Origin of the sequence: Paracoccus sp. J55, assembly GCF_000513975.1 — a bacterium.
Classification (GTDB): Bacteria; Pseudomonadota; Alphaproteobacteria; order Rhodobacterales; family Rhodobacteraceae; genus Paracoccus.
Genome location: NZ_AZVA01000010.1, coordinates 1 through 19,355 on the forward strand (window position 1 = coordinate 1; position 19,355 = coordinate 19,355).

The following is a 19,355-nucleotide window of genomic DNA, read 5'->3' on the forward strand; positions in this document are numbered from 1 at the left end:
GCTATGACTCTGATAAAATTCGGGAAGACATCGAGAGCCGCAACGCCCTGCCCATGATACCGATGCGAAGGAACCGAAGGGTGCGCAAGGCTGTCGACATGACCATCTACACCCTGCGCAACATGGTCGAGCGCTGCTTCAACAAGCTGAAAAATAGCCGCCGCCTTGCAACCCGCTACGACAAAACCGCCGAAAGCTTCCTTGGCTTCGTCGACGTCGCCTGCATCAGGCTCTGGCTCCGCCATTTGTCAACATGACCTAGCACCTCTTAATTTAAAACTACCGCAAGAGGGAAACTGCACGAGACTTGCGCAAGCGTGTCCTTTCGGCCAGTCTTTGCTCATTCTGGGACAACCGGGGCGGGATAAATGCGGAAATTTCTGGTGGTTCTGGACGATTCACGCGAGTGCCTGAACGCCATCCGCTACGCCGCCCTGCGCGCGGCCAAGACCGGCGGCGGCGTGCAGGTGCTGGCGGTGATTCCGGCCACCGCCATCCAGCACGGCATGGGCGTCGCCGACGTCATGCGCGCCGAGGCCTATGAGCGGATCGAGGCGCATTACGAGGTCTTTGCCAAATGGATGCGCGACCGCCCCGGCATCGAGCCGGAACTGGTGGTGCGCGAGGGCGAGCCGGGCGCCGAGCTTCTGGCCCAGATCCATGACGACCCCGAGATCGGCGTGGTGGTGCTGGCCGCCTCGACCGAAAGCGCGGGGCCGGGACCGCTGGTCACCCGGCTGACGCGCGAAGTGGCCAACCTGCCCTGCCCGGTCACCATCGTGCCCGGCGACATCTCGCGCGAGCGGCTGGAGCAGATCACCTGATGCACCGCCCGCTGGCGCTGGCCGCGTTGCTGGCCATCCCGGTCCTGGCGGTGCTGTTCCACGGGCTTCGGGCAAGCCCGCTGCGGCCGCTGAGCGGCCATCTGGCGGGGCTGGCGCTTTACTGGACGCTGCTGGCGCTGGCGGTGGCCCGCTGCGGCGGATGGTCGCTGCGGCTGCGGCCGCCCTCGGCGGCGGTGCTGCTGGCGCTGGCCGCGCTGGTGCTGGCCTGCGCGCTCTGGGCCGGAACCGCGCCGGCCCGGCTGTCCTGGCCGGTGCTCGCCGCCGTGGCGCTGGCGGCGCTGATCAACGGCACGCTCGAGGAGGCGTTCTGGCGCGGCGCGCTGATCCCCCGTCCCGGACCGGGCGCGCAAGCCCTTGCCGCGGCGCTGTTCGTGCTGTGGCACCTGGCGCCGGCGGTCGGCGCGGCGGGGCTGGACATGCCGGGCGGCGCGGGCGGAATCCTGGCCGGCGCGGCGCTGATCGCGCCCCTGATGATGGCGGCGCGGCTGTCCTCGGGCACGGCGGGGGCGGGGGCGCTGGCGCATGTGCTGGCGAATTTCCTCGTCTTCGCCCGCATCGCCGCCGATAACGGCATGCCGGTCTGACTTGACTTGCCCGCCCTTCGATCCCCATATCCCGGGACAAAGGAGCCCGCCGCCATGTTCATCCAGACCGAGACCACTCCCAACCCCGCGACGCTGAAATTCCTGCCGGGCGAAACCGTGCTGGGCAGCGGCACCGCCGACTTCCCCGCGCCCGAGGCCGCCGCGACCAGCCCGCTGGCCCGACGCATCTTTGCCGTGCCGGGCGTGACCGGGGTGTTCCTCGGTTCGGATTTCGTGACCGTGACCAAGGCCGACGAGGCGGTCTGGGACCATCTGAAGCCCTCGGTCCTGGGCGCGATCATGGAACATTACCAGTCCGGCGCCCCGGCGATCGAGGGCGCGGCCGCCAGCGGCCATAACGACCAGGACGGGCCAGACGCAGAAATCGTGAACCAGATCAAGGAATTGCTGGACACCCGCGTGCGCCCGGCCGTGGCGCAGGACGGCGGCGACATCACCTTCCACGGCTTCGACCGCGGCGTGGTCTATCTGCACATGCAGGGTGCCTGCGCCGGCTGCCCCTCCTCCACGCTGACGCTGAAGATGGGCATCGAGAACCTGCTGCGCCATTACATCCCCGAAGTCACCGAGGTGCGGCCCGTTGGCTGAGGCGCTTTCGCTGGGCTTCGACACATCGGCCGCGCATTGCGCGGCCGCTTTGCTGCAGGGCGACCGGGTGCTGGTCCAGCGCCACGAAGACATGGCCCGCGGCCAGGCCGAACGGCTGTTCCCGCTGCTTGGCGAAGTGCTGGCCGAGGCGGGCGCGGGCTGGCGCGACCTTTCCGTCATCGGCTGCGGCATCGGGCCGGGCAATTTCACCGGCATCCGCATCTCAGTCGCGGCGGCGCGGGGGCTGGCGCTGTCGCTGGGCATTCCCGCCGTCGGCGTCGGCGCGACCGAGGCCGCCGCGCATGGCCTGCCCCGCCCCTGCCGCGTCGCCATCCCCGCCCGCCATGGCGAGGTGATCTGGCAGGATTTCGGCACCGGGCATCCCAGCCTGCCGCAGCAGGCCGCGCCGCAGGACCTGCCGCCGGGCCCGCCCCTTCTGCCGCCCGCCATACCGCTGGCCGAGGCCATCGCCCGCATCGCCGCCGCGCGCCGCGACCAACCGGACCTGCCGCGCCCGGCGCCGATCTATCTGCGCCCGGCCGATGCCGCGCCGGCGCGCGACCGCGGCCCGCTGATCCTGTCATGACGCCCGAGGAACTGGCGGCGCTGCACGGCCGCTGCTTTGCCACCCATCCCCGGCCATGGGCGGCGGCGGAATTCGCCGACCTGCTGGCCAACCCGCTGAATTTCCTTCTGGTCGGGCCGCAATGCTTCCTGCTGGGCCGCAGCGTCGCGGACGAGGCCGAGCTGCTGACGCTGGCCGTCGCCCCCGAGGCGCGGCGCCGGGGGCTGGCCTCGGCGCTGCTGGCCGAATTCGCCGCCACGTCACGGATGCGGGGCGCGCACGAGGCCTTTCTGGAGGTCGCCTCGGACAACGCGGCAGCCACGGCGCTTTATGCCGGCGCGGGCTGGGAAATCGCCGGAAACCGGCGGAATTACTACGCGCCCGGCGTGGACGCGCTGCTGATGCGGCGCACGCTCTGACCGCGGACAAGGCTGTTGACGGATTCCGGCCCATGCGCCCTAATCCGGAAATCTCGGGCTGACTCGCCCGCAAACCGTCTTGAGGTCCGACATGTCCCTGATGAAATCCCTGCTCGCCGGCGCCTGCCTGTCCCTGCTGCCGGTCGCGGCGCTGGCCGATCCGGCGCTGATCTTCGACCTGGGCGGGAAATTCGACAAATCCTTCAACGAGGCCGCCTATAACGGCGCCGAACGCTGGAAGGCCGAGACCGGGGGCACCTACAAGGAGCTGGAGATGCAGTCCGAGGCCATGCGCGAGCAGGCGCTGCGCCGGCTGGCGCAATCGGGCGCCAATCCCATCGTGATGACCGGCTTCGCCTTCGGCGAGGTGCTGGGCAAGATCGCGCCGGACTATCCCGACACGAAATTCGTCATCATCGACATGGTGGTCGAGCAGCCGAACGTGCAGTCCATCGTCTTCACCGAAGAGCAGGGCTCGTATCTGGCCGGGGTGGCCGCCGCCAAGGCCTCGAAATCCGGCACGGTGGGCTTCATCGGCGGCATGGACATCCCGCTGATCCACAAGTTCGAATGCGGCTATGCCCAGGGCTTCAAGGCGACCAATCCGGACGGCAGGCTGATCATCAACTATACCGGCACCACGCCCGCCGCCTGGAACGACCCGGTAAAGGGGGGCGAGCTGCTCAAGGCGCAGGTCTCGCAGGGCGCGGATGTGGTCTATGCCGCGGCGGGCGGAACCGGCATCGGGGTGCTGCAGGCGGCCGCGGATGCCGGCGTGCTGTCGATCGGCGTGGACAGCAACCAGAACCACCTGCATCCGGGCAAGGTGCTGACCTCGATGGTCAAGGGCGTGGACAATTCGGTCTACGAAGCCTTCAAGGCCGGGACCGAGGTCGAGCCGGGCGTGAAGGTCATGGATCTGGCCTCGGGCGGGGTGTCGCTGGCCATGGACGAGAACAACCAGCCGCTGATCACCGACGAGATCGCCGCCGCCATCGACGCCGCCGCCACGGGCATCGAATCGGGCGAGATCAAGGTGCACGACTACATGACCGACAACAGCTGCCCGGTGCAGTAATGGCCGCGGCCGGCGCGCTGCCCGAGGCCCCGGCGATCGAACTGCGCGGGATCTCCAAGGCCTTCGGGCCGGTGCAGGCCAACAAGGACATCGACCTGGTGGTGCCGCGCGGCACCATCCACGGCATCATCGGCGAGAACGGCGCCGGGAAATCGACGCTGATGTCGATCCTTTACGGCTTCTATCGCCCCGATGCCGGCGAGATCCTGGTCGGCGGCAAGCCCGTCGCCATCGCCGACAGCCAGGCCGCGATCCGCGCCGGCATCGGCATGGTGTTCCAGCATTTCAAGCTGGTGCAGAACTTCACCGTGCTGGAAAACGTGATCCTGGGCGCCGAGGACGGCCGCCTGCTGCGCCCCTCGCTGGCACGGGCGCGCGGCGAGCTGAAGCGGCTGGCGGCGGAATACGAGCTGCAGGTCGATCCCGACGCGCTGGTCGAGGAACTGTCGGTCGGCCACCAGCAGCGGGTCGAGATCCTGAAGGCGCTGTATCGCCAGGCCGACATCCTGATCCTGGACGAGCCGACGGGCGTGCTGACGCCGGCCGAGGCCGACCACCTGTTCCGCATCCTGCGCGGCCTTCGGGACGAGGGCAAGACCGTCATCCTGATCACCCACAAGCTGCGCGAGATCATGGAGATCACCGACAATGTCTCGGTCATGCGCCGGGGCGAGATGGTGGCCTCGGTCCGCACGGCCGAGACCAGCCCGCCGCAGCTGGCCGAGCTGATGGTGGGGCGCAAGGTGCTGCTGCGGGTGGACAAGGTCCCGGCCCGGCCCGGCCCGCCGGTGCTGGAACTGCGCGGGCTGCGCATGGTCGATGCCGAGGGCGTCGAGCGGCTGCGCGGCATCGACCTGACCATCCGCGCCGGCGAGATCCTGGGCATCGCCGGCGTCGCCGGCAACGGCCAGACCCAGCTTCTGGAGATCCTGGGCGGCTATCCCGAGGCGGGCGCCCGGCTCTCGGGCGAGATCCTGCTCGGGGGCCGGCCGCTGCCGCTCTCCGGATCGGATGGCCGCGCCCGGCGCGGGGCCGGCATCGGCCATGTCCCCGAGGACCGCCAGGCCGAAGGGCTGATCATGGATTTCGCCGCCTGGGAGAATGTCGCCTTCGGCTATCAGGACGCGCCCGAGTTCCGGAGCGGCTGGCTGATGGACCATGCCGCCATGCGCGCCGAGGCGGCCGGCAAGATCGAGCGTTTCGACATCCGCCCGCCCGATGCGGACCTGCCGGCGAAGAGCTTCTCGGGCGGCAACCAGCAGAAGATCGTGGTGGCGCGCGAGGTCGAGCGCAATCCCGACCTGCTGCTGATCGGCCAGCCGACGCGCGGGGTGGATATCGGCGCCATCGAATTCATCCACAAGCGCATCGTCGCGCTGCGCGATGCCGGCAAGGCGGTGCTGCTGGTCTCGGTCGAGCTGGACGAGATCATGGCGCTGTCGGACCGGATCGCGGTGATGTTCGACGGCCGCATCATGGGCGAGCGGCTGCCCGAGGAGGCGACGACCGGCGATCTGGGCTGCCTGATGGCCGGGGTCGATCCCGCCGTGACCCCGCCCGAAGCGGCGATTCCGCCGGCAGCGGCGCCGGGGGCGGATGCCGAGGGGGGCGCGGGATGAGGCGCCGCATGCCTCCGGCGGGGGTATTTGGACAACAGAGAAAGCCGGGGGAGGCGGACTGATGGAGCGAATGCCGAAATGGGCGGATGTGATCCTGACGCCGCTGATTTCGCTGGCGCTGGCCTTTGCCATCTCGGCGCTGGTGATCCTGGCGATCGGGGAAAGCCCGGCCGAGGCGCTGAAGGTCATGGTCGAAGGCGCGCTGGGGTCCAGCTATGGCTGGGGCTTCACCCTGTATTACACCACGAATTTCATCTTCACCGGGCTGGCGGTCATGGTCGCCTATCACGCCGGGCTGTTCAATATCGGCGGCGAGGGGCAGGCCGCCCTGGGGGGCTTGGGCGTCGCGCTGGTGGTGCTGGCCCTGCCCTGGCCGCATTGGGCGCTGGCGCTGCCGGCGGCGGCGGTCGGGGCGGCGCTGTTCGGGGCGCTTTGGGCGCTGATCCCGGCCTGGCTGCAGGCCCGGCGCGGCAGCCATATCGTCATCACCACCATCATGTTCAATTTCATCGCCGCGGCGCTGCTGAACTATGTCCTGGTCAACCTGCTGCGGCCCGTGGGCAGCATGGATCCGGCCTCGGCCCGGTTTCCCGCGGCAGCGCATCTGCCGAAGCTTTCCGACATGGCGCTGGGGCTCGGCTTCGAATGGGGCCGGAACACGCCCGCCAATGTCACCTTCTTCGTCGCCATCGCCGCCTGCCTGCTGGTCTGGCTGCTGATCTGGCATACGCGGCCGGGCTATGAGATCCGCGCCTTCGGCAAGTCCGAGCCGGCGGCGCTTTACGCCGGCATCTCGCCGGTGCGGATCACGGTCCTGGCCATGCTGGTCTCGGGGGCGCTGGCCGGGCTGATGGCGATCAACAACGTCATGGGCGAGGCCGAGCGGCTGATGCTGAACGCGGTCGAGGGCGCCGGCTTCATCGGCATCGCCGTGGCGCTGATGGGCCGCAACCACCCGTTCGGGGTATTCCTGGCGGCGCTGCTCTTCGGCTTCCTCTACCAGGGCGGGGGCGAGCTGGCGCTGTGGACCTCGATCCCGCGCGAGCTGATCGTGGTCATCCAGGCGCTGGTGATCCTGTTCACCGGGGCGCTGGACAACATGGTGCGCATGCCGCTGGAACGGCTGTTCACGGCGCTGCGCCGGAAGGGGGCGTGATGGATTTCGCGACCGTGATCCAGATCCTCGATTCGGCGGTGCGGCTGATGACGCCCCTGCTGCTGGCCTGCCTGGCCGGGCTTTATTCGGAACGCGCCGGGGTCTTCGACATCGGGCTGGAAGGCAAGATGCTGATGGCGGCCTTCACCTCGGCCTCGGTCGCCTATGCCACCGGCAGCGCCTGGCTGGGGCTGCTGGCCGGGATCGCGGGCGCCGCGGCCATGGCCGGGCTGCATGGCCTCGCCTCGATCAGCTTCCGCGGCAACCAGCTGATCTCGGGCGTGGCGATCAACTTCCTCGCCTCGGGGCTGACGGTGCTTCTGGGGCAGAGGATCTTCGGGCTGGGCGGCCGCACGCCCTCGCTCTCCGGCGCGGCGCGGTTCGGCGAGATCGCCCTGCCCTTCGCCGACACGCTGCGCCCGGTGCCGGTGATCGGGCCGGTCTATGCCGAGCTGATCTCGGGCCACACCATCCTGGTCTATGTCGCCTTCGCCATGGTGCCGCTGACCTGGTGGGTGCTCTATCGCACCCGCTTCGGCCTGCGGCTGCGCGCGGTGGGCGAGAATCCGGCCTCGGTCGATACCGCCGGCGTCTCGGTCACCCGGCTGCGCTATGCCGCGGTGATGATCTGCGGGGTGCTGTGCGGCATCGCCGGGGCTTACCTCGCCACCGGCATCTCGGCCGGCTTCGTCAAGGAGATGACCGCCGGGCGCGGCTTCATCGCGCTGGCGGCGCTGATCTTCGCCAAATGGCGGCCGTGGAGCGCGCTGTTCGCCACCTTCCTGTTCGGGCTGATGGAGGCGGTGGCGAACCGCTTCCCGAATCTCGACCTGGGGGTGGTCACCGTGCCCTCGATGTTCATGAACGCCCTGCCCTATATCCTGACCGTCATCATCCTGGCCGGCTTCGTCGGCCGCGCCATCCCGCCCCGCGCCGGAGGAGAGCCCTATGTCAAGGAACGCTGAGCTTGCCCGCCTGATCCGCGACCGCACCGGGGACGCGCCGCCGGAATACGGGCTGATCCTCGGCTCGGGGCTCGGGCATCTGGCGGCGGCGGTCGAGGGCGTGGCGATCCCCTATTCCGACCTGCCGGGCTTTCCCCATGCCGGGGTGTCGGGCCATGTGCCGCAGCTGGTGATCGGACAGCTGGAGGGGCGGCGGGTCGCGGTCCTGGGCGGGCGGGCGCATTACTACGAATCCGGCCGCGCCGATATCATGCGACTGCCGCTGGAGGTGCTGAAGGCGCTCGGCACCCGGCAGCTGATCCTGACCAATGCGGCGGGCAGCCTGCGCGCCGAGATGCCGCCGGGATCCCTGATGCTGCTGTCGGACCACATCGCCTTCGCCGGCACCAACCCGCTGATCGGTGAACCTTCCGAGGCGCGCTTCGTGCCGATGACCGACGCCCATGACCCAACCCTCCGCGCCGGGCTCAGGGCCGCCGCCGAGGCCGAGGGGATCGCACTGCCCGAGGGGGTCTATTGCTGGTTCTCGGGGCCTTCCTTCGAGACCCCGGCCGAAATCCGCGCCGCCCGCATCCTCGGCGCCGATGCGGTCGGCATGTCCACCGTGCCCGAGGTGATCCTGGCGCGCTTCCTGGGCCTGAACTGCGCCGCCGTCTCGGTCATCACCAATATGGGCGCCGGCCTCTCGGACGAAGCGATCAGCCACGAACATACCAAGGCCATGGCACCCCTGGGCGCGGCCAAGCTGGAGCGCATCCTGCGCCGCTTCCTCGGCGGGGGTGCCTGACCCCCGGCTTCTCTGTTTTTCAAATACCCCCGCCGGAGGCCACCGGCCTCGCCACCGGCGCTAGCCCGGCAAGCGCAGGCTCGGCAGCGCCGCCTCGACCCGGGCCGCAGCGTCGTCCAGATCGTCAAGACCGTCCAGCGCCACCACCGGGCCGCGCCCGTCGGCATGGCGCGCCCGGTGCCTTTCATAGCGCGGGTCGTAATGGTCGCGCATCAGCGCCGCCGCCAAGCCGGCCCAATCGGCCGCGTCGATCATGCGCAGCCAGTCCTCGATCCGCTCGGCCGGATGCAGCGGGCGCAGGCTGTTCACGATCCGCGCCAAGGCCTCGGGATCGGCGCAGGTCTCGGCATAGCTTCGCGCGGTATAGGCGGCGCGGGCCTCGACCGGAACGGCAAGGCGGATGCGCGGCGCGGCGATGATGGCCTGCCAGATGCCGCGCGGCAGGTTCAGATCGCCGATGCGCGAGCTTTCCGCCTCGACCAGCAGCGGGCGCGCGGGGTCCAGCGCCTCCAGCGCCAGGGCGAGGCGGCTTTCGAACAGCTTCTGCGACGGCTGGCCGCCCGGCATCGCCCCGAACAGGCTGCCGCGATGGTTCGCCAGCCCCTCCAGGTCGATGACCTGATGGCCGCGCGCCGCAAGCCGCGCCAGGATTTCGGTCTTGGCGCTGCCGGTATTGCCGTCCAGCACCGCCACCGGCGCGGTCACGGGTGCCGTGACCCGCGCCACCACCAGCGCCCGCCAGGCCTTGTAGCCGCCCTCGATGCGGCCGACACGCCAGCCGATCTGCGACAGGATGGTGGCGAAGGCGCCCGAGCGCTGGCCGCCGCGCCAGCAATAGACCAGTGGCCGCCAGCCGCCGCCGAAGCCGGACAGCGGCCCGGCGATATGGCGCGCGGCATTGGCGGCGACCATGGCGCCACCCAGCTTGCGGGCATCGAAGGGGGAAACCTGCTTGTAGATCGTGCCGACCTGCGCGCGCTCCTCGTCGGACAGCACCGGCAGGTTGATCGCGCCCGGCAGGTGATCCTCGGCATATTCCGAAGGCGAGCGCGTATCGATGACGGTGTCGAACCCGGACAGCGCCGGATCCGACAGCGATGTCAGGCGGATGTCCACTTAGTAGACGTAGACCGGGGTTCCGATCGGCACCTGCTCGAACAGGTCCATCACCGCCTCGTTGCGCATGCGGATGCAGCCGTTCGAAACGGCCCGGCCGATCGAGTTCGGCTCGGTCGTGCCGTGGATGCGGATCGAGGTATCGTTGCCCCGCGCATCATAAAGATACAGCGCCCGCGCGCCCAGCGGGTTGGTCGGGCCGCCCGGCATGCCGTCGGCCCATCTGGCATATTGCCCGGGATTGCGCTTGATCATCGCCGGCGTGGGCGTCCAGCTGGGCCATTCGGTCTTGCGCCCGACGGTGGCGCGGCCCTTCCAGACCAGCTCGTCCTTGCCCACGGCGACGCCATAGCGGACCGCCCGGCCCGGCGCGATGACGTGATAGAGGAAGAAGTCCTTCGAGACCACGACGATGCTGCCGACCTCGAAATCGTTGCGGATCGAGACCTCGGTCGGGGCATAGGGGTCGCGCCGGGGCTCGGCCTGGGTGGCCAGCGCCGCGGGCTGCGCCTGTGCCAGGGCCAGCGAGGGCACGGCCACCAGCGGCAAGGCGGCCATCAGCATCTGTCTGCGGTTCATCTGTCCGTCCTGAATCCTTGCGTTTCTTGACCATGCGCCTAACCGCTTGGGCGCCCGGGATCAACTCAAAGCGCCGTGACGCGGTTGAAACGCGCGGCAAACGTGCCTAGCTTGCATCGGGAAAGGACCGTCCGCCATGACCTGCGCGACTTGTGCCCCCGCTTTCCGCCCGCCGCGCCGCGCGTCCGCGCGCGCCCCGCATCTGTGCCGGGGCCGGGGCGGGCGCGGCTGCCGCTGCCATGTCGCGGCCCGTCCGCAACTGGCCCGCCCGGTTCTGGCCGGAAACGGCCACGCCTTGCGCTGGCGGCCCGATGCCGGCGAAGGTCCGCCGCGCCATCAGGTCCTGCACCACCTGCCCCAGCATCCGCAGGCTCCGCCGCATCCTGTCTGAATCGCGCCCTTCCCGCCATTCCGACAGGACAATCCGATGAAACATCTCCAGAACGATGCCGAGCTGACCGTCACCGGCATGAGCTGCGCCTCTTGCGTGGGGCGCGTCGAAAAGGCCCTGGCCGCCGTGCCGGGCGTCGAAAACCCGCAGGTCAACCTGGCCACCGGCCGGGCGCATTTCCGCCTGACCGCGCCCGAGGCCCTGCCCCGCGCCGTCGAGGCGCTGGCACATGCCGGCTACCCCGCCGAGTCCCGGCTGACCCGGCTGGGCATCGAGGGCATGAGCTGCGCCTCCTGCGTGGGCCGGGTCGAAAAGGCGCTGGCCGCCATGCCGGGCGTGAGTTCGGCTCAGGTGAACCTCGCCACCGGCAGCGCCGCCATCCGGCATTCGCCCGCCGTCGCGCCGCAGGCGCTGGCCGATGCGGTGACCGCCAAGGGTTACCCCGCGCAGGTGCAGGCCGAGGCCGGCCACCACATGCACGACCACGGCGACGATGCGGCCGCACTGAAGCGCAATTTCCTGATCGCCCTGGCCCTGACCCTGCCGGTCTTCGTGGCCGAGATGGGCGGCCATGCCTTCCCGGCCTTCCATCACTGGCTGCACATGGCGCTTGGCCAGCAGACGCTCTGGGTGCTGGAATTCCTGCTGACCAGCGCCGTTCTGGCCGGGCCGGGGCGGATGTTCTTCCGCATCGGCATCCCCGCGCTGATGCGCCGGGCGCCCGAGATGAACAGCCTGGTGGCGCTGGGGGCCTCGGCGGCCTGGGCCTACTCGACCGTGGCGACCTTCGCGCCGGGCCTGTTGCCGGCGGATTCGGTGCATGTCTATTTCGAGGCCGCCGCCGTCATCGTCACGCTGATCCTGCTGGGCCGCTGGCTGGAAGCCCGCGCCAAGGGCCGGGCCGGCGACGCCATCCGCCGGCTGATCGAACTGGCCCCCGACAGCGCCCATGTCGAGCGCGACGGCCGCATCGTCGAAATCCCGGTGGCCGAGCTGCGCCCCGGCGACATCGTGCATCTGAAACCGGGCGAGCGGGTGGCCGTGGACGGCGTGCTGACCGAGGGCAGCGGCGCTATCGACGAATCCATGCTGACGGGCGAGCCGGTGCCGGTCGCCAAGAACCCCGGCGATGCAGTGACGGGCGGCACGGTGAACGGCAATGCGGCGCTGGCCTATCGCGTCACCGCGACCGGCGGCGACACGGTGCTGGCCCGCATCATCCGCATGGTCGAGGACGCGCAGGCCACCAAGCTGCCGGTGCAGGCGCTGGTGGACCGGATCACCGCGGTCTTCGTGCCGGTGGTGATCGGGCTGGCGGCCCTGAGCTTCGCGCTGTGGATGATCTTCACCGGCTCGCCGGGCCAGGCGCTGGTGGCGGCGATCTCGGTCCTGATCATCGCCTGCCCCTGCGCCATGGGGCTGGCGGTGCCGGTCTCGATCATGGTCGGCACCGGGCGCGGGGCCGAGCTGGGCGTGCTGTTCCGGCGCGGCGACGCGCTGCAAAGGCTGGCCGATGCCCGCATCGTCGGCTTCGACAAGACCGGCACGCTGACGCAAGGCGCGCCCGCCCTGACCGCGCTGGAGGCCGAGGACATCGCGCCCCTTGAGGCGCTGCGCCTTGCCGCCGCGGCCGAGGCGCGCTCGGAACATCCGCTGGCCGCCGCCATCCTCGCCGCCGCCCGCGACAAGGGGCTGGAGCTGCCCGCGGCCGAGGCCGTGCAAGCCGCCGCCGGGCGCGGGCTTTCGGCGCGGGTCGAGGGGCGCGCGCTGCTGATCGGCAATGCCGCCGCGCTGGCCGAGGCCGGCGTTACCCCTTCGCCCGCGCTGATCGCCGCGGCCGAGGGCTGGGCGGCGCAAGGCGCGACCCCGGTGCATCTGGCGGTGGAGGGCCGCCACGCCGCCGCCATGGCGCTGGCCGATCCCATCCGCCCCGAGGCGGCCGAGGCCATCGCCGCGCTGCACGGGCTGGGCCTGCAGACCGCGATGATCTCGGGCGACGTGCAGGCCACGGCCGAGGCGGTGGGCCGCAAGCTGGGCATCGACCGCGTGACCGCCGGCGTGCTGCCCGAGGGCAAGCTGGCCGCCATCCGAGAGATGGGGCCGGGCACGGTCTTCGTCGGCGACGGCATCAACGACGCCGCGGCCCTGGCCGCGGCCGAGACCGGCATCGCCATCGGCACCGGCACCGACGTCGCCATCGAATCGGCCGAGGTGGTGCTGATCGGCGGCGATCCGGCGGGCGTGGCGCGGGCCATCCGCCTGTCACGCAGCGTCATGCGCAATATCCGGCAGAATCTGTTCTGGGCCTTCGGCTATAATGTTGCCCTGATTCCCGTGGCCATGGGGGCGCTGGTGCCCTTCGGCGGGCCGCAATTGTCACCCATGCTGGGGGCCGGGGCGATGGCACTCTCCTCGGTCTTCGTGGTCAGTAACGCGTTGCGATTGAGGCGTGCCGGATGATGCTGCGAACCCTTGTCCTGATCCTGGCGCTCGCCGCCGCACCGGCGGCCGCGGCGCCGTTGCGCATCCTCGCCTTCGGCGACAGCCTGACCGAGGGCTACGGCCTGCCCTCGCGCGACGGGCTGGTGCCGCAATTGCAGGCCTGGCTGAAGGCGCGGGGCCATGACGTGGTGGTGCTGAACGGCGGGCTGTCCGGCGACACCACCGCCGGCGGGCGGGTGCGGATAGGCTATTCGCTGGCCCGCCACAAGCCCGACGCGGTGATCGTCGAGCTGGGCGGCAACGACCTGCTGATGGGCTTTTCCCCGCAGACGGTCGAGGACAACCTGCACTCGATCCTGAAACAGGCCGGCAAGGGCGACAAGCCGCTGCTGCTGGTCGGCATCGCCCTGCCCGACGAGGACGCGCCGCAACGCGAGGAATGGGCGGGGATCTGGCCGCGCCTCGGCGCCCGGCACGGCGCGCTGGTGCTGGAGAACCTGTATCAGCCGCTCTACGACGGGCCGGGCGAGGCCTATATGTCGCTGCTGCAAAGCGACGGGCTGCATGCCTCGGCCCAGGGGGTCAGGCTGATCGTCGAGGCGCTGGGGCCCAAGGTCGAGGAACTGATCGCCCAGGCCGCAACCCGGCGCTAATGCGCCATCGCGCCGTGCCCGGGCATGCGGCCGTTGTCCACCGGCAAGCGTGCATCGATTGTGCCGCACCCGCCGAAATCCAGCATGAGCACCAGCGTGTCGCCGTCTTGCAGGGGCCGCTTCAGCCCCATCAGCATGACATGATCGCCGCCCCGCGCCAGCGGGTGGCTGCCGCCGGCGGGAATCTCGATCGGCCCGGCCTCGGCCATCCGCATCACCCCGCTCTCCTCGCGATGCGTGTGCAGCGCCACCCGCTCGGCCGCGTCCGAGGCGACCGCCGAAAGCGTGCAGGGCGCCGCGCCGCGATTCTGGATCACCATGAAGGCGGCGGCCGAGCGGGGATTGGCGGCGCGGGCATAGCCGTCGCGCAGCACCAGATCCTGCGCCATGGCGGCAGGCGGCAGGAGCGCGAGGCAAAGGGCGGGCAGCAGGGGCTTCATGGCGGCTCCGTTCCGGTTCCGGGCAAGGCTAGCGCAGGCGCCGCCCGGCCGCCATCCCGGCCGGAAGCGCCCGCCGATCCGCCGCAGCGGCCCGGGTTTGCATATCTCTCTTGTGGAAATATCCACGGGGGTGCGGGGGCAGTCGGCCCCCGCGTCGCAAGGACGCAACCGGCACGCGCTCATGCAAAAGCCCCGCCGGTGAAGGCAGGGCGCATCGCATCCGCGACGGGCTCTCGATAAGGGGCCTCGAATCGACCGGCCCCTTCCCGAAAGCGGCGGATCAGGCTTTCGCCAGCTCGCGCTTGATCTTCAGGGCGCGATCCGACAGCTCGGCATCCTTGGCTTTCGCCAGGAAGGCGTCGAGGCCGCCGCGGTGGTCGACCGAACGCAGCGCCGCGGCCGAGATGCGCAGCTGGTAGCTGCGGCCCAGCTTTTCCGACAGCAGCGAGACTTCGTTCAGGTTCGGCAGAAACCGGCGACGAGTCTTGTTGTTGGCGTGGGAGACGTTGTTGCCGCTCATCGGGCCCTTGCCGGTCAGTTCGCAAACGCGCGACATGATCTTGTTCCTTCGATTCGATCCTGCACGGGCTTGGGCCCGCAATATGAAAGGGCGCCGCGTGGCAGCGCCCGGAAATCCGTTTGCGGGGGATAAAGCCAGACGGCGGGCGCGTCAAGCCTTTTCGCCCGGGTTTTCCGACCCCGCCCGGCCCTTCGCGACGCGAAACCCCTCGGCCTCGTGGCGGATCAGCGCCTGCTTGCGCCACAGCCCGCCGCCATAGCCGGTCAGCCCGCCATCCGAACCGATCACCCGATGGCAGGGAATCACCACCGCGATCTGGTTCGCGCCATTGGCCCGCGCCACGGCGCGAACCGCCGAAGGCCGGCCGATGCGCCGCGCCAGTTCGGCATAGCTGGTGGTCGTGCCCGCGGGCAGGCGCTGCAATTCCCGCCAGACCTGCTGCTGGAAACCGGTGCCGTGCAGGACCAGCGGCAGGTCGAAAGCCGCCCGTTCGCCGGCGAAATAGCCGGCGATCTGCGCCTCGGTCCGGTCGGTGACGGCGGTGCGGCCCGGACCGATGCGGCCCCTGGCGGCAAGGCGGCGCAACTCGGCCGGCAGCGCCGCGCGTTCGAGGAATTCCAGCAGGTGCAGCCGCTCCTGGTCGGCGACCGCGATCATGCCGCCCAGGGGCGTGTCGAACCATGCGGCCAGCAGCTCGGCCGGCCCCTGCGGCGGGCCCGGCAGCGCGGCCAGCAGGGCGCCGGGATCGGCCTGCGGATCAGGCCCGACGCTCATGCGCCTGTCGCCCGGCGATCAGCGAGTCGCATTCGGCGGCGCCCAGCCAGTCGAGCATCCGGGCCGCCGCCGAATCGGGATCGCTGTCGCCGCGCGCCACGGCATCGCCCATCTCGCGCAGCCGGGCGCGCACCTCGGGGCGGTCGAGCCGCGCCAGCAGCCCGGCGCGCAGTTCCGACAGGAACCAGTGCCGCGCCTGCTCGGCCCGGCGGGTTTCGAAATGCCCGTGCTCGCGCCGCCAGTCGGCCAGCCAGGTCATGTTGGTCCAGGCCTTGTCCAGCCCCTCGCCGGTATAGGCCGAGACCGGCAGCGCCTTGGGGTAGCCCTCGGGGTCGTAGGGGCGCTTGCGCAAGAGCCGCAGCGCGCCGGCATAATCGGCGACGGTGCGCATGGCGGTGTCGCGCAGATCGCCGTCGGCCTTGTTGACCAGGATGATGTCGGCGATCTCCATGATGCCGCGCTTGACGCCCTGCAGCTCGTCGCCGCCGGCCGGGGCGAGCAGCAGGATGAACAGGTCGGACATCTCGGCCACCAGGGTTTCGCTTTGCCCGACGCCCACCGTCTCGATCAGCACCACGTCGAAGCCCGCCGCCTCGCAGAGCCGCACGGTTTCGCGGGTGCGGCGCGCCACGCCGCCGAGTTCGGCGCGCGAGGGCGAGGGGCGGATGAAGGCGTTGGGATCGCGCGACAGCGTCTCCATCCGGGTCTTGTCGCCCAGGATCGAGCCGCCCGAGCGTGCCGAGCTGGGATCGACGGCCAGCACCGCGACCTTGAGGCCCTGCGCGGTCAGGAGCTTGCCGAAGGCCTCGATGAAGGTCGACTTGCCGACCCCCGGCGTGCCCGACAGGCCGATGCGCAGCGCCTGCCGCTCGGGCAGTTCCGCGAGCAGCGCCACGGCGCGGGCGCGGTGGTCGGGGCGGGTGCTTTCGATCAGCGTGATCGCGCGGGACAGCGCGCGGCGATTGCCCTGCGTCAGGGGTTCGGTCAGTTCGTCCATGCCCATCCCGGCTGCATCCTTGCGACGCGGGGGCCGACTGCCCCCGCACCCCCGTGGATATTTCCACAAGAAAGACATGTAAACGCCGGGGAGTTGTGGCGGATCGGCGCGGGGGCTAAATCTGCCGGGAAAGGGAGCGGAGAAATGCTGACGCGGCGGACGATTCTGGCCGGGATGGCGGCGATGGCGGCGGCGGGGCCGGTCCTGGCGGCCCCGGGGCTGCAGCTGCTGATGGTGCGGCGCAAGGGCTGCGTCTATTGCGCGCAATGGGATCGCGAGATCGCCCCGGTCTATGGCCGGCATCCCGAGGGGCGCGCGGCGCCGCTGCTGATGGTCGATCTGGACGGCCCTTATCCCGACGGGCTGGCGCTGGCGCGGCGGCCATGGCTGACCCCGAGCTTCATCCTGCTGCAGGGCGGCGTCGAACTGGCGCGATTCGAGGGCTATCCGGGGCGCGAGCGGTTCTTCGGCGTCTTGCGCGACATGCTGGCCCAGGCGGCGGGCTGAGATGGCGGGCTGAGGCTTTCGCCTTGCACCGCTTTGGGTTATCCGGACTACAGTAAATACTTACTTAACCTGGGACAGCCATGCACGACATCCGCGCCATCCGCGAGAATCCCGCCGCTTTCGACGCTGCGCTTGCATTGCGCAACCTGCCGCCGGTTTCGCCCGAGATCCTGTCGCTGGATGCCGACCGCCGTTCCCGCATCGCGGCCGCCGAGGCCGCGCAGGCCGAGCAGAACAAGGCCAGCAAGGAGGCCGGCGCCGCCAAGGGCCGCGGCGACGAGGCCGAGTTCCAGCGCCTGCGCGCCCTGGTCACCGCCAAGAAGGACGAGACCGCCCGGCTGCAGGCCGAGGCAACGGCCTTGGACGCCAAGCTGCGCGAGCTGCTGCTGACCGTTCCGAACCTGCCGCTGGACAGCGTGCCGCCGGGCAAGGACGAGGATGACAATGTCGAGATCCGGCGCTGGGGCGCGCCGCGCGCATTCGACTTCGCCCCGCGCGAGCATTTCGAGATCGAGGGCGTGAAGCCCGGCATGGATTTCGAGACCGCCGCGAAGCTCTCCGGCTCGCGTTTCGTGGTGCTGAAGGGCGGCGTCGCCCGCATCCACCGCGCGCTGGCGCAGTTCATGCTGGACCTGCATAGCGGCGAGCATGGGCTGGAAGAGACCTGGGCTCCGGTCCTCGTGCTTTCGGAGATGATGGAGGGCACCGGGCAGCTGCCGAAATTCGGCGAGGACAGCTATCAGACCCGAGAGGGCTGGTGGCTGATCCCGACCTCGGAGGTCACGCTGACCAACACCGTGCACGGCGATCTGATCGATCATGCCAGCCTGCCGCGGCGCATGGTGGCGCATAGCCAGTGCTTCCGATCGGAAGCCGGCAGCGCCGGGCGCGACACGGCGGGGATGCTGCGCCAGCACCAGTTCGAGAAGGTCGAGATGGTCTCGATCACCGATGCGGAATCGGGGGTCGCGGAACATGCCCGCATGACCCGCTGCGCCGAGACGGTGCTGGAGCGGCTGGGCCTGCCCTATCGCACCATCGTGCTGTGCGGCGGCGACATGGGCTTCGGCGCCCGCATCACCCACGACCTGGAAGTCTGGCTGCCCGGGCAGGGCAAGTATCGCGAGATCTCCTCGGTCAGCTATTGCGGCGATTTCCAGGCGCGGCGGATGAACGCCCGCTATCGTCCGGCGGGTGGCGGCAAGCCGGAATTCCTCCATACGCTGAACGGCTCGGGGCTGGCGGTGGGGCGCACGCTGATCGCGGTGCTGGAGAACGGCCAGCAGGCGGACGGCTCGGTCCTGCTGCCCGAGGCGCTGCACCCCTATCTGGGCGGCAGGACGCGGCTGGGCACGGACGGCGTGCTGGCCTGACCTGACTTAACAAAAGCGGGACGGGGCGAAACCCGCCGCGAGCGCGGGGCGTTTTCTGCCCATGTCTCGCGCGGGCGCATTCTTCCTGATCCTGGCGGTGCTGGCCTTCATTGCCAGCACGCTGCTTTACGCGCTGCTGCCCGGCCAAGGCATGACCGCCCCTATCGCCGAGCCGGCCCCGGCGCTGTCGCCATGGCAGGGTCTCCCCGGCGCCCGGCCGCAGCCGGTCGATCTGTCCGGCCTGTTCCTGCGGCCCCAGGGGCTGGGCATGGCCGGGCTGCTGGGCATGACCTGGGCGGCGCTCGCCTATCACGCTTTCCGGCGAGGGATCGAGCGGCGGCGGATGCGGCTGGCGCGCGCGGCCGCCCGGGACGCGGAACGGGCGCTGCCGCCGCAAAGCGCCGGGCCGCCGACGCCCGGCCACCTGCTGCGGCTGCACGAGCGGGACGACACCTTGGGCGAACATGCGCCGCTGATCGTCGGGCTGCTGGCCGGGGCGGTCTGGCCCTGGCTTCTGGACAGCCACCCGCTCGGCGCCTTTCTGCTGTCTGCGGCGATGCTGGCGGGGTTTTTGGCGGCGGCCTTGCGCGGCATCCGCATCGGCGGGCTGGTGCAGCACAGCTCCTCGCTGGGCTTCGTCGCCGGCTGGGGGCTGCTGGTCAGCTTTGCCGTCTTCACCGGGCTGCTGAGCGACCGGCTTGACGTGCCGCAGGAGGTGGCGGCGGTGATCGCCCTGCTGATCGGCTCGGTCGCCGCGGTCAGCGTGCAGCTGCGGCTGGGACGGCGGATCGGATTCAGCATCGCGGTGATCTGGGGGCTGATCGGCCTGGCCGCCGGCACCGTCACCACCGACGCGGCCATCGCCACCATGACGGTCATCGCCATCGCCATCATCGCCGTGGCGCTGGTGCAGGTGACGACCTAAGCCTCCGCCGC

At 70.5% G+C, this 19,355-nt stretch carries 22 protein-coding genes; 16 read left to right on the forward strand and 6 right to left on the reverse strand.

Annotated features, from left to right (window positions below; translation table 11 throughout):
- From PARJ55_RS0110990 to PARJ55_RS0111045, 11 genes are all read left to right on the forward strand, one after another.
- The coding region (locus PARJ55_RS0110990) for an IS5/IS1182 family transposase (RefSeq protein ID WP_028713088.1) at window positions 1-257 on the forward strand (257 nt) is incomplete at its 5' end.
- A 111-nt stretch (window positions 258-368) separates the two neighbouring features.
- On the forward strand, window positions 369-824 hold the full coding sequence (locus PARJ55_RS0110995) for a universal stress protein (RefSeq protein WP_028713089.1): 456 nt from the start codon (window positions 369-371) through the stop codon (window positions 822-824).
- Complete coding sequence (locus tag PARJ55_RS0111000) at window positions 824-1,429, forward strand: type II CAAX prenyl endopeptidase Rce1 family protein (RefSeq protein WP_028713090.1); 606 nt, start codon at window positions 824-826, stop codon at window positions 1,427-1,429. The genes PARJ55_RS0110995 and PARJ55_RS0111000 overlap by 1 nt, the downstream gene beginning before the upstream one ends.
- 54 nt (window positions 1,430-1,483) lie before the next feature.
- Window positions 1,484-2,038 (forward strand): NifU family protein, encoded by a 555-nt coding sequence (locus PARJ55_RS0111005; RefSeq protein ID WP_028713091.1) that lies wholly within the window; start codon window positions 1,484-1,486, stop codon window positions 2,036-2,038.
- Entirely contained in the window at window positions 2,031-2,624 is a 594-nt protein-coding gene (gene tsaB / locus PARJ55_RS0111010; RefSeq protein ID WP_028713092.1) for a tRNA (adenosine(37)-N6)-threonylcarbamoyltransferase complex dimerization subunit type 1 TsaB, read from the forward strand. Before PARJ55_RS0111005 ends, tsaB begins: the two co-directional genes overlap by 8 nt.
- Window positions 2,621-3,022 carry a GNAT family N-acetyltransferase gene (locus PARJ55_RS0111015; RefSeq protein ID WP_028713093.1) on the forward strand — a complete coding sequence of 134 codons (402 nt, stop codon included), beginning with the start codon at window positions 2,621-2,623 and terminating at the stop codon, window positions 3,020-3,022. Before tsaB ends, PARJ55_RS0111015 begins: the two co-directional genes overlap by 4 nt.
- 91 nt (window positions 3,023-3,113) lie before the next feature.
- Window positions 3,114-4,100 (forward strand): BMP family protein, encoded by a 987-nt coding sequence (locus tag PARJ55_RS0111020; protein WP_028713094.1) that lies wholly within the window; start codon window positions 3,114-3,116, stop codon window positions 4,098-4,100.
- Window positions 4,100-5,719, forward strand: a complete 1,620-nt coding sequence (locus tag PARJ55_RS21905) for an ABC transporter ATP-binding protein (RefSeq protein WP_036698215.1) — start codon at window positions 4,100-4,102, stop codon at window positions 5,717-5,719. Before PARJ55_RS0111020 ends, PARJ55_RS21905 begins: the two co-directional genes overlap by 1 nt.
- Before the next feature lie 61 nt (window positions 5,720-5,780).
- Window positions 5,781-6,875 (forward strand): ABC transporter permease, encoded by a 1,095-nt coding sequence (locus tag PARJ55_RS0111035; protein WP_028713095.1) that lies wholly within the window; start codon window positions 5,781-5,783, stop codon window positions 6,873-6,875.
- On the forward strand, window positions 6,875-7,840 hold the full coding sequence (locus PARJ55_RS0111040; protein ID WP_028713096.1) for an ABC transporter permease: 966 nt from the start codon (window positions 6,875-6,877) through the stop codon (window positions 7,838-7,840). Before PARJ55_RS0111035 ends, PARJ55_RS0111040 begins: the two co-directional genes overlap by 1 nt.
- Complete coding sequence (locus tag PARJ55_RS0111045; RefSeq protein WP_028713097.1) at window positions 7,824-8,627, forward strand: purine-nucleoside phosphorylase; 804 nt, start codon at window positions 7,824-7,826, stop codon at window positions 8,625-8,627. Before PARJ55_RS0111040 ends, PARJ55_RS0111045 begins: the two co-directional genes overlap by 17 nt.
- A 60-nt stretch (window positions 8,628-8,687) precedes the next feature.
- On the opposite strand, the gene mnmH is transcribed toward PARJ55_RS0111045, so the two are convergent.
- Window positions 8,688-9,743 carry a tRNA 2-selenouridine(34) synthase MnmH gene (gene mnmH, locus PARJ55_RS0111050; RefSeq protein WP_051416240.1) on the reverse strand — a complete coding sequence of 352 codons (1,056 nt, stop codon included), beginning with the start codon at window positions 9,741-9,743 and terminating at the stop codon, window positions 8,688-8,690.
- On the reverse strand, window positions 9,744-10,322 hold the full coding sequence (locus tag PARJ55_RS0111055; RefSeq protein ID WP_028713099.1) for a L,D-transpeptidase: 579 nt from the start codon (window positions 10,320-10,322) through the stop codon (window positions 9,744-9,746).
- Between the two features lie 427 nt (window positions 10,323-10,749).
- Here PARJ55_RS0111055 and PARJ55_RS0111065 point away from each other — a divergent pair, with 427 nt between their 5' ends.
- Together PARJ55_RS0111065 and PARJ55_RS0111070 are read left to right on the forward strand one after the other, a co-directional pair.
- Window positions 10,750-13,173 (forward strand): heavy metal translocating P-type ATPase, encoded by a 2,424-nt coding sequence (locus PARJ55_RS0111065; protein ID WP_028713100.1) that lies wholly within the window; start codon window positions 10,750-10,752, stop codon window positions 13,171-13,173.
- The gene (locus PARJ55_RS0111070) at window positions 13,170-13,808 is read left to right on the forward strand and encodes an arylesterase (RefSeq protein WP_051416241.1); all 639 of its coding nucleotides are present in this window, start codon (window positions 13,170-13,172) and stop codon (window positions 13,806-13,808) included. Before PARJ55_RS0111065 ends, PARJ55_RS0111070 begins: the two co-directional genes overlap by 4 nt.
- Here PARJ55_RS0111070 and PARJ55_RS21915 read toward each other — a convergent pair.
- The 4 genes from PARJ55_RS21915 to meaB form a co-directional block, all read right to left on the reverse strand.
- A complete protein-coding gene (locus PARJ55_RS21915; RefSeq protein WP_036698218.1) occupies window positions 13,805-14,248 on the reverse strand; it encodes a copper chaperone PCu(A)C in 444 nt (147 codons plus the stop codon). The genes PARJ55_RS0111070 and PARJ55_RS21915 overlap by 4 nt on opposite strands.
- A gap of 280 nt (window positions 14,249-14,528) precedes the next feature.
- The gene (rpmB, locus tag PARJ55_RS0111080; RefSeq protein WP_011748713.1) at window positions 14,529-14,804 is read right to left on the reverse strand and encodes a 50S ribosomal protein L28; all 276 of its coding nucleotides are present in this window, start codon (window positions 14,802-14,804) and stop codon (window positions 14,529-14,531) included.
- Between the two features lie 114 nt (window positions 14,805-14,918).
- A complete protein-coding gene (locus PARJ55_RS21920; RefSeq protein ID WP_051416242.1) occupies window positions 14,919-15,542 on the reverse strand; it encodes a methylated-DNA--[protein]-cysteine S-methyltransferase in 624 nt (207 codons plus the stop codon).
- Window positions 15,526-16,539: a methylmalonyl Co-A mutase-associated GTPase MeaB gene (gene meaB / locus PARJ55_RS0111090; RefSeq protein ID WP_028713102.1), complete on the reverse strand. Its 1,014-nt coding sequence runs from the start codon at window positions 16,537-16,539 to the stop codon at window positions 15,526-15,528. The genes PARJ55_RS21920 and meaB overlap by 17 nt, the downstream gene beginning before the upstream one ends.
- Before the next feature lie 144 nt (window positions 16,540-16,683).
- On the opposite strand from meaB, the gene PARJ55_RS0111095 reads away from it, so the two are divergent.
- The 3 genes from PARJ55_RS0111095 (at window position 16,684) to PARJ55_RS0111105 (ending at window position 19,344) form a co-directional block, all read left to right on the forward strand.
- Window positions 16,684-17,046: a SoxS protein gene (locus tag PARJ55_RS0111095; protein ID WP_028713103.1), complete on the forward strand. Its 363-nt coding sequence runs from the start codon at window positions 16,684-16,686 to the stop codon at window positions 17,044-17,046.
- Between the two features lie 80 nt (window positions 17,047-17,126).
- Complete coding sequence (serS, locus tag PARJ55_RS0111100) at window positions 17,127-18,419, forward strand: serine--tRNA ligase (RefSeq protein WP_028713104.1); 1,293 nt, start codon at window positions 17,127-17,129, stop codon at window positions 18,417-18,419.
- Window positions 18,420-18,480: 61 nt separating this feature from the next.
- The gene (locus PARJ55_RS0111105) at window positions 18,481-19,344 is read left to right on the forward strand and encodes a hypothetical protein (RefSeq protein WP_028713105.1); all 864 of its coding nucleotides are present in this window, start codon (window positions 18,481-18,483) and stop codon (window positions 19,342-19,344) included.
- Window positions 19,345-19,355: the final 11 nt, after the last annotated feature.